The organism is Pseudomonadota bacterium (assembly GCA_018823135.1).
Classification (GTDB): Bacteria; Desulfobacterota; Desulfobulbia; order Desulfobulbales; family CALZHT01; genus JAHJJF01.
On sequence record JAHJJF010000062.1, the window covers coordinates 1 to 8,782 of the forward strand.

The following is an 8,782-nucleotide window of genomic DNA, read 5'->3' on the forward strand; positions in this document are numbered from 1 at the left end:
CCATAAAGCCTGTTCAAAAACTCAACGAATTTTTCCGATACAGAGCCAGACAGATTCAGTCCCTGCGCAACGCTCAACCCATGATGCTCTTTAATACCGGTCAAAGGATTAATTTCTGTTCGGAGTATCTTTTCAGGAGTCTGCGATGCAACCTCTTCGATATCCATACCGCCCGCTTCACTTGCAATGACCATGATCTTTGCCGTGGCACGATCCGGGATGATTGAAAGATAGAGTTCTCTGCTGATGGCAACACCCTGCTCCACAAGGAGCTTTCGAACCCTTTTCCCTTGCGGCCCGGTCTGGGGTGTCACCAAAGACTTGCTGAGGAGGGTAAGAGCATTTTCCAGAACCTCGTCCAGATTGCGAGAAATCCTGACGCCGCCGCCCTTGCCCCGGCCGCCGGCATGGATCTGGGCCTTGACCATAATCGGGAATCCCGACAATTTCTCTGCCGCCCGGCAGGCGCCTTCCGGGTCTGTGGCAATATATCCTTCCGGCACGGCAATCCCGTGTTTCCGCAATAACTCTTTTGACTGATATTCGTGAATTTTCATTAGTGGTTTTTCAGATCAATAACCTGCCGAGTCCTGCACATCAGCGAATTAATAATGCGTTGCTGATTTCTATTTATGATGCGTATGAGCTGTGAAACCTCTTTTTCGTTTATCCCTCATCCTTTCAGCTTGCTTAATGAAACACCCCCGGAAACTATCAAAGCCATGACCTCACCCGGGTCGGCATCAATGGGAGTAATCTGATCAGTGGGCACTACGATGAGATTGCCTGCAAAATTAAATGATTGCGGAAGATAAACCGCGGCGCGATCAACAATGCCAATCCTGTCAAGATTGGATTGGGTCATGAAACCTATTGCCTGAAGATTACTTTCCGGAGCAAGGGTAACCAGCACGGGTTTGTCAAAACTCTTTTTGTCACCGACAAATGCACCGATAAGGTCCTTAATTGACGAATATATCATTTTCACCAGCGGCAGCTTGGTAAAAAGGGTGTCCGCCAACTGCACCAGATTTTTCGTCAGAAAATTTGATGCGGCAAAACCGATGCCGGTGATGAGCAGAATGGTTGCTGCAAATCCCAGCCCCGGAATATCAAGCCGGAAAAAACCGTCAATCTTGGTAAACACCATATAGACGACATAGACTGTTACAACAAAGGGCACAAAGATCAATAAACCCTGGAGAAAAAACTGACTCAACTTTTTCATCGGCATCACCCTGATTGGATAATTATTTCGCAATTCTGTTTTAATGTTTGACCTTTGCGTAACAATACTATTTCCAAACTAAAAACATGAGAACAAAACGAAATACCGATGATAATGTTGTATTATTGCAAGCGACAAGGCATGCAAAAAAGTAACCATTTAATAGCCATGCCCCTTTTTAGTGTCTGTCCATAAATGAGGATTTTTTTTGAAGTTCAGGTAAGCGAGTTTACGAGACTCCGAGGACTGCGAAAAAAATAAGCACAGGCATATATACGATATTCCGAGCATTATTTTTTGAGCAGGACACCGAAATTCAGAAAAAAGACCATTTAGAGATAGACACTATTTATCGGATTCCGAGACCATCGCTTCTTCAAAGGTGGCAACTTCGGTGAGCACCCGCGCCGCAGCTTCAACAATGTTCATTGCCAGGGCTGCGCCGGTACCCTCACCCAGGCGCATATTCAGGTCAAGAAAGGGTTCACATCCCAGATGCTGGTGCATTATTGTATGACCCGGCTCGACGCTGCGGTGCGCGGCGATCAGATATTCCCGCACTTTCGGGGCAAGTGAATAGGCGATCAGCGCCCCGGCGGTGGAAATAAATCCGTCAATCAATACCGGTTTTCTGCGGGCCGCGGCCCCGAGAATCACTCCGGCAATTCCACCGATTTCAAAGCCGCCAACCTTGGACAGCACATCGATTCCATCATTGGGGTCCGGCTTATTCACTTCAAGGGCCTTTTTGACAATCCTGATTTTATGTGCCAGTTGATCGTCATCAAGGCCGGTGCCGCGTCCGGTCACCTCCTCAACAGATGTACCGGTCAATGCCGCAACAATTGCAGTGCTTGGGGTGGTATTGCCGATTCCCATATCGCCGGTGCCGAACAGGTCAATCATATCAGCCAGTTCATTGGCAATCTCAATACCGCTTTCAATGGCCTGAATTGCCTGCTCCCGTGTCATTGCCGGACCTGCTGCCATATTCTGCGTCCCCATGGCAATCTTTTTGGAAATTATTCTGCCGCTGGCGGCAAGGTCTGAAAGATCGGCTGCAACTCCCATATCCACGACAATCACCCGAGCACCGACCTGATTGGCCAGGGCATTGATGCCGGCACCGCCATTAACGAAATTATAGACCATCTGCGGGGTGACTTCCTGGGGAAATTTGCTGACTCCCTCTGCCACAACGCCGTGATCCCCGGCCATGGTGATAATCGCCTTCCTGGCAACCGGCGGCTTTATCGACGCTGTTATCCCGGCAAGATCCATGGCCAGATCCATCAATTTTCCCAGGGCCCAATGGGGCATGGTCAACTGGTCCAGACGATTTTTCGCCTGCTCCCTGAATGATTGATCCTGGCCGGTAATTTTGTCAATTGTCTGTTCAAGTAAACCCATTTCTCTCTCCTCATTTCCGGTTCCTGGGATCGGCTGCATTCGGCCATAAAAAATCCCCGGACCGATGTGTCTCATCGACCCGGGGATTTCCCTTCTATCCTCAAGATCATAAGCAATCCTCTGTCCGCGGAGAATTACCCTTCGGCATCCAGGCACAGGTCTTCTGACTTTCCCGCCATTATGACAGCCTTCCCAACCAGCCTTGAAGCGGATCAGTGGCAAAAACGGGCCATAAAGGTTTTCTTTTCTACTAAAAAAGCGGGATTACAGCGGCGGGTCCGTCCCCGATTTTCACGGGGTTCCCTGTATAGAATATTTCAATGGGGATAAAATATGTACAGTTCTCTGTCAAGGAAAAAGAAAGAATCAGGACCTGGCCTGCCGAAAGAGACTTACGTTATGCATATTTTTTCCTTTTCTTATGCTCATACATAAGGGTGTCGGCCTTTGAAAGGAGTTCCTCTATGGAGCAGGGAGCATTCGGGTCAAAGTGGACTGTTCCGGCACTGATCAGGAGTTGGTATTTTCGGCCCTCCTGCAGGTTCAGAGCTTTGAGTTCATCCTCAAACCTTTTCACCACCGAACGTTCGGTTTCGCCGTTGCTCAAGGTGCTCATGAAAACAACGAATTCATCGCCCCCGAGACGGCTGATAATGTCCGACTCCCGAAACAGATTCTTCAAAAGAGTTGCCGTTTCAATCAAAGCCTGGTCACCGATTTCGTGACCCAGGTTGTCATTGATCCATTTCATGTTATCGAGATCAATGTAAAGCACGACAGACTCATTGTCATTTCTTCCCGCCAGTTGCAGCTGATTCCTGGCAAGTTCGAGAAACCCTCGCCGGTTATACAGCCCGGTCATTTCGTCGGTGATTGAGGCATGGCGAAGTTTTTCTTCCAGTTTTTTCCGCTCGCTGATATCCATTGCATACTCGATCATCTGTACAACCCGACCCTGATCATCAAAAATTGGATAGCCATGAACTTCAACATATTCTTCTTCTCCCTCCGGATCAAAATGTCTGTGTTCCAACACCGTTGGTTTCCTCGTTTTCACAACTTCGGCAACGGGACATTCATCCTGCCCGGGATCACACGGCTTATCTCCTCTATGGGTTATCGTATAACATTTTTCCCCCTGGCATTTGCCCTGGTCCGCCGCGGCAGTATTGGAAAGGACCACGGTATGGTCGCTGACATTCACCACATAGAACGGGTAGGGAAGAGATTCTATCACCGAATGGAGGAAATCATTCTGGCGACGGATTATCGCTTCCGCCTCCTCACGCTCAATGATTTCTGCATGCAGGCGGGTATTGGCTTCCCGGAGTTCGGTGGTGCGCCCCTCGATCATCTGTTCAAGCTGCCCCTGATATTCCTCAAGTTCAGCTTCCGCCTGCCGCCGTTTTTCTTCGGTCCTCAATGCCCGCACGGTTATATAGACTGACAGGAACGATACAAGTAAGGCAATAACCGCTGAAATAACCGTCAACTGCCTGGTGAGTCTCTCAATCTCCATATGCACGTCTTCAAGATAGATGCCGGTGCCGATAATCCAGCCCCAGGCAGGAAAGCCTTTCACATAAGAGAGCTTAGGCACGATGCGGGAGGAATCGTCCTTCCACTGCCACAGATAATCCACATACCCCTGCCCCTGTTTCTCTACAATACTGACAAATGCCTGAAAAAGATGCTTGCCGTTGGGATCGGTGAAACCGGACACATCAAGGCCTTCCAGGTCTGTCCGGTATGGGTGCATGACCATGAAGGGGCGCATGTCGTTGATCCAGAAATAATCCTTGCGATCCGTCCCGTAGCGCATTTCCCTGATATGCTCGATGGCAAGGGCCTGAGCCTCTTTGCGAGTCAATTCCCCTTTCCTTTCCTGGTGTTCGATTGCCATGAGCATCTCCCATGCAACCTGGGTCAACTCACGGATCATGGCCTTTTTGCTGTCCATGAGAGTTGCCTGATAACTGGGGAGAATAATTCCGAAAACCGCTGCGACAAAAAGGACCACCGCCAGAACCGAGGGCAGGATTATCTTGATTGATCCCTTCCGGGTAAACTGTCTGAACAATTGGCTGACCTCTTTTCCTTTTCCTGAGTTAAACCGCACCTGTAATCCATAATACAGAAATAACTTCTGCAAATACAATTCTTTATACCCGGCAACAAAACTTCCGTATTCAGCCGCACCTTTCCCGGGATCAGGCTAAATCACCCCGAGATGTCGTAACAGCCGCACCATGTTCCTCTCGTCCAGCCTGACAAGTCCCGCCTCCCTGGCATAGCGGAGCGCTTCTGCATATTCCTCATGGGTCAGACTCCGGTCCAATGGCGGATAGTCATACGCCTTGCCGCAGGGCCGGTACTGGGCCATGACATTGACATAGGTATGCATTGAAATTTCTCTTGCAAGAAAATCCATGATCGCCTTTGTCTCATGAAAACCGCCGGGCATGACCAGGTGCCGCACAAGGAGCCCTTTTCGGGCAATGCCCATCCTGTCGATTTCAAGGTCTCCCACCTGCCGGTGCATTTCCAGGATTGCGGCTCGGGCCTTTTCAGGGTAATCCGACGCCTTGGCATACCGTTTGGAGGATTCTGAATTCCAGAACTTGAAATCCGGCATGTATATATCGATTATGCCATCCAGCAATTTCAGGGTTTCCACCGAATCATAGCCACTGGAATTATACACCAGAGGGACATTCAGGCCGTTTTCAATTGCCTGGGGCAACGCCGCGACAATCTGTGGTACGACGTGTGAAGGAGTGACAAAATTGATGTTATGGCAGCCTTGTTTCTGGAGACTCACCATGATTGCGGCAAGCTGCCCGGAGGTTACAACATGCCCTTCCCCCAGATGACTGATCTCGAAATTCTGGCAAAAAACGCAGAGTAAACTGCAATTCGTAAAAAAAATCGTCCCGGAACCACTGACCCCCACCAGGGGGCTTTCTTCACCGAAATGGGCGTTATAGTTTGAGACCACTGCCTGCTCACCGGTACTGCACACACCTCGCTGGTCTTCAAGACGATTTACGCCGCAGGCCCGGGGACAGAGCCGGCAATCGTCAAGCTGCTCATGGAGCAGGGCTGCCCGTTTCTCAAGTTCGCCTGTACCGTACAGTTTGAGATATCCTGATTTCTTGTTGCTCGCTACCATAACTGAATCCACTAAACGTTCATTTTGTCTTTATACTTCTTTCTTAAAGTAGAGCTGGAATCAAGAGTTACACAAAAATATTTACAGCTAGCATGTCATCCCATAAGAAATTTTCCTACAGTGAAATAAGATTAATTCCACTTTCTTTTCTTTCTCCAAAACTTTACTGTAAATTAAATCCCACTGTAAAACCCTTATGGAGTTATGTCATTGTTCATCTCCCTGATCCGATCATCCGTCGGTAAAAAATATATCATGGCGGCAACGGGCAGTTTCTTGAGCTTCTTCCTGCTTGCGCATCTTATCGGCAATTCATTTTCCTTTTTCGGCAAAGACGCCTTTAACAGCTATGCATCGCATCTGCATTCCTTAAGTTTCCTCCTCCATATCCTTGAAGTGATCCTGGCACTTATCTTTCTAGCCCATATTCTCACCGCCTTCTTCCTCTATGTTGATAATCTCAAGGCCCGGCCTGACCCCTATGCCGTCTCCAAAGGCACCCGGAGCTGGAACTCAAGAACCATGCCCTACACCGGTTTGATTCTTTTGATCTTCATCCTGGCGCATCTTGAAAACTTCCACTTCACAACTGTCACCGCGACTCCTTCAGAAATGGTAGGAGACCTCCTGGGCAGTCCCGGATCAGCAATATTTTACCTGTTTGCCCTGGCGACGCTGGGCGTCCATCTGAGCCACGGATTCTGGAGCATGTTCCAATCCGCCGGCATCAATCACCCTAAATATAATATTTTTCTGAAAAACGCAGGGCTGGGCGCCGCTGTTATTTTGTGCTCAATTTTCATGCTGATCCCGATCCTGGCGTTATTGACTGAATGGTTTCTACAATAAATGGACGAAAAATGGACTTGAATCCTCGCATACCCTCCGGTGCTCTCCAGGAAAAATGGGATAACTGCCGTTTTGAAACCAGGCTGGTCAATCCTGCAAACAAACGGAAATTCGAAATAATCGTTGTCGGCACCGGCCTTGCCGGCGCATCAGCAGCGGCAAGCCTTGGCGAACTTGGCTACAACGTCAAAACCTTCTGCATTCAGGACAGCCCGCGCCGCGCGCACAGCATCGCAGCCCAGGGCGGGATCAATGCTGCCAAGAATTACCAGAACGATGGTGACAGCATCTGGCGGCTGTTTTACGACACCATTAAAGGCGGTGACTTCAGGGCCAGAGAAGCCAATGTCTATCGCCTGGCGCAGATCAGCAACAGCATTATCGACCAATGTGTGGCCCAGGGCGTGCCGTTTGCCCGGGAATACGGCGGGGGACTTGCCAACAGATCATTCGGCGGTGCCCAGGTTTCGCGCACTTTTTACGCCCGCGGCCAGACCGGCCAGCAACTCCTTCTGGGTGCATACGGCGCCCTGATGCGCCAGGTGAAATCAGGAAAAGTGACTCTGTATCCACGCACCGAGATGATGGATCTGGTGGTTATCGACGGCAAAGCGCGGGGCATTGTCACCCGAAATCTAATCACAGGGAAAATAGAATCCCATGCCGCAGATGCCGTGGTCCTGGCAACCGGCGGCTACGGCAATGTCTATAATCTTTCCACCAATGCCATGGCCTCCAATGTCACCGCCACATGGCGGACTTATAAACGAGGTGCCGGATTTGCCAACCCGTGCTTTGTGCAGATCCATCCCACCTGCATCCCGGTACACGGCACCTATCAGTCCAAGCTGACGCTGATGAGCGAAAGCCTGAGAAACGACGGCAGGGTCTGGGTGCCTGTCAAAAAAGGCGACAACCGCGCACCCGCTGATATCCCTGAATCTGAACGGAATTATTACCTTGAAAAAAAATACCCCGGCTTCGGCAATCTGGTCCCCCGGGATGTGGCTTCGCGAAACGCCAAGGAACAATGCGATGCAGGTCTTGGCGTGGGGGAAACAGGTCTTGCGGTCTATCTTGACTTTGCCGATGCCATAGGCCGGGAGGGAGAGGCAGCCATCCAGAAGAAATACGGCAATCTCTTTCAGATGTATGAAAAGATCACCGCAAGCAATCCGGTGAAAGAACCGATGATGATCTATCCTGCGGTCCACTACACCATGGGTGGACTCTGGGTGGACTATCAGCTGATGAGCAATGTCCGCGGCCTCTTTGTTCTAGGGGAGGCGAATTTCTCCGATCACGGCGCAAACCGTCTCGGGGCCAGCGCCCTGATGCAGGGCCTTGCCGACGGCTATTTCATCCTGCCGGCAACCATCGGCGAGCATCTCGCTTCGTCGGATACTGCTGCGAGACAAACCACCCATCCACATTTCAAAGATGCCGAAACCCAGGCAAAAGAGCGTATCCAGCAATTGCTTGCAATAAACGGCAGACGTACACCGGATGATTTTCATCGTGAATTGGGCCTGCTCATGTGGGATCACTGCGGTATGGCACGAAATGATGCAGGCCTTAAAAAAGCGCTTTTGCGGATTCCTGAAATCAGGGATGAATTTTCGCAGAACCTCCTGGTCGCAGGTTCAAGTGAAGACCTGAACCAGACCCTGGAACGGGCCGGCCGGGTTGCGGATTTCATCGATTTTGCCGAATTAATGGTGATTGATGCCCTTGACCGCAACGAATCCTGCGGTTGTCACCTGCGAGAAGAAAGCCAGACAGATGAAAACGAAGCACAACGCGATGACGAGAATTACACCCATGTTTCGGTTTGGAAACATGAAGGAGCAGGCAAAGCGCCAACCCTCCATAAAGAACACCTCTCCTTTGAAAATGTCAAGCCCAGCCAAAGGAGTTATAAATGAAAGACATCAATCTTACCCTCAGAATCTGGCGTCAATCAGGTCCCGATGCCAAAGGCTCATTTCAGACCCTTGAGACCGGCCCCATATCAACCGACATGTCTTTCCTTGAAATGCTAGACGTGGTCAACGAGCAACTCATCCACAAAGGTGAAGAACCGGTGGCCTTTGACCATGACTGCCGGGAAGGGATCTGCGGCA

At 50.1% G+C, this 8,782-nt stretch carries 8 protein-coding genes and 1 riboswitch; of the genes, 3 read left to right on the forward strand and 5 right to left on the reverse strand.

The window, feature by feature from the left end; all coding sequences use genetic code 11:
- The 5 genes from KKE17_05925 to KKE17_05945 all read right to left on the reverse strand — a co-directional run.
- The coding region (locus KKE17_05925; protein MBU1709525.1) for an acetate--CoA ligase family protein at window positions 1-557 on the reverse strand (557 nt) is incomplete at its 3' end.
- Window positions 558-673: 116 nt separating this feature from the next.
- Window positions 674-1,228 carry a DUF502 domain-containing protein gene (locus KKE17_05930; protein MBU1709526.1) on the reverse strand — a complete coding sequence of 185 codons (555 nt, stop codon included), beginning with the start codon at window positions 1,226-1,228 and terminating at the stop codon, window positions 674-676.
- A gap of 345 nt (window positions 1,229-1,573) precedes the next feature.
- Window positions 1,574-2,638 carry a nicotinate-nucleotide--dimethylbenzimidazole phosphoribosyltransferase gene (gene cobT / locus KKE17_05935; protein ID MBU1709527.1) on the reverse strand — a complete coding sequence of 355 codons (1,065 nt, stop codon included), beginning with the start codon at window positions 2,636-2,638 and terminating at the stop codon, window positions 1,574-1,576.
- 135 nt (window positions 2,639-2,773) lie between these two features.
- Window positions 2,774-2,990: riboswitch (cobalamin riboswitch) on the reverse strand.
- 45 nt (window positions 2,991-3,035) lie between these two features.
- A complete protein-coding gene (locus KKE17_05940) occupies window positions 3,036-4,790 on the reverse strand; it encodes a cache domain-containing protein (GenBank protein ID MBU1709528.1) in 1,755 nt (584 codons plus the stop codon).
- A 63-nt stretch (window positions 4,791-4,853) separates the two neighbouring features.
- A complete protein-coding gene (locus tag KKE17_05945) occupies window positions 4,854-5,810 on the reverse strand; it encodes a radical SAM protein (protein ID MBU1709529.1) in 957 nt (318 codons plus the stop codon).
- Window positions 5,811-6,014: 204 nt separating this feature from the next.
- On the opposite strand from KKE17_05945, the gene KKE17_05950 reads away from it, so the two are divergent.
- The 3 genes from KKE17_05950 to KKE17_05960 form a co-directional block, all read left to right on the forward strand.
- Window positions 6,015-6,659: a succinate dehydrogenase cytochrome b subunit gene (locus KKE17_05950; protein ID MBU1709530.1), complete on the forward strand. Its 645-nt coding sequence runs from the start codon at window positions 6,015-6,017 to the stop codon at window positions 6,657-6,659.
- 11 nt (window positions 6,660-6,670) lie between these two features.
- Complete coding sequence (locus KKE17_05955) at window positions 6,671-8,584, forward strand: fumarate reductase/succinate dehydrogenase flavoprotein subunit (protein MBU1709531.1); 1,914 nt, start codon at window positions 6,671-6,673, stop codon at window positions 8,582-8,584.
- Window positions 8,581-8,782 (forward strand): succinate dehydrogenase/fumarate reductase iron-sulfur subunit (locus KKE17_05960; protein MBU1709532.1); only part of this gene is annotated, 202 nt, incomplete at its 3' end. The genes KKE17_05955 and KKE17_05960, both read left to right, overlap by 4 nt.

Coding starts and splice junctions, on each gene's coding strand:
- KKE17_05955 (MBU1709531.1), top strand. CDS start 6,671: ATGGACTTGAATCCTCGCATACCCTCCGGTGCTCTCCAGGAAAAATGG.
- KKE17_05945 (MBU1709529.1), bottom strand. CDS start 5,810: ATGGTAGCGAGCAACAAGAAATCAGGATATCTCAAACTGTACGGTACA.
- KKE17_05950 (MBU1709530.1), top strand. CDS start 6,015: ATGTCATTGTTCATCTCCCTGATCCGATCATCCGTCGGTAAAAAATAT.
- cobT (MBU1709527.1), bottom strand. CDS start 2,638: ATGGGTTTACTTGAACAGACAATTGACAAAATTACCGGCCAGGATCAA.
- KKE17_05930 (MBU1709526.1), bottom strand. CDS start 1,228: ATGAAAAAGTTGAGTCAGTTTTTTCTCCAGGGTTTATTGATCTTTGTG.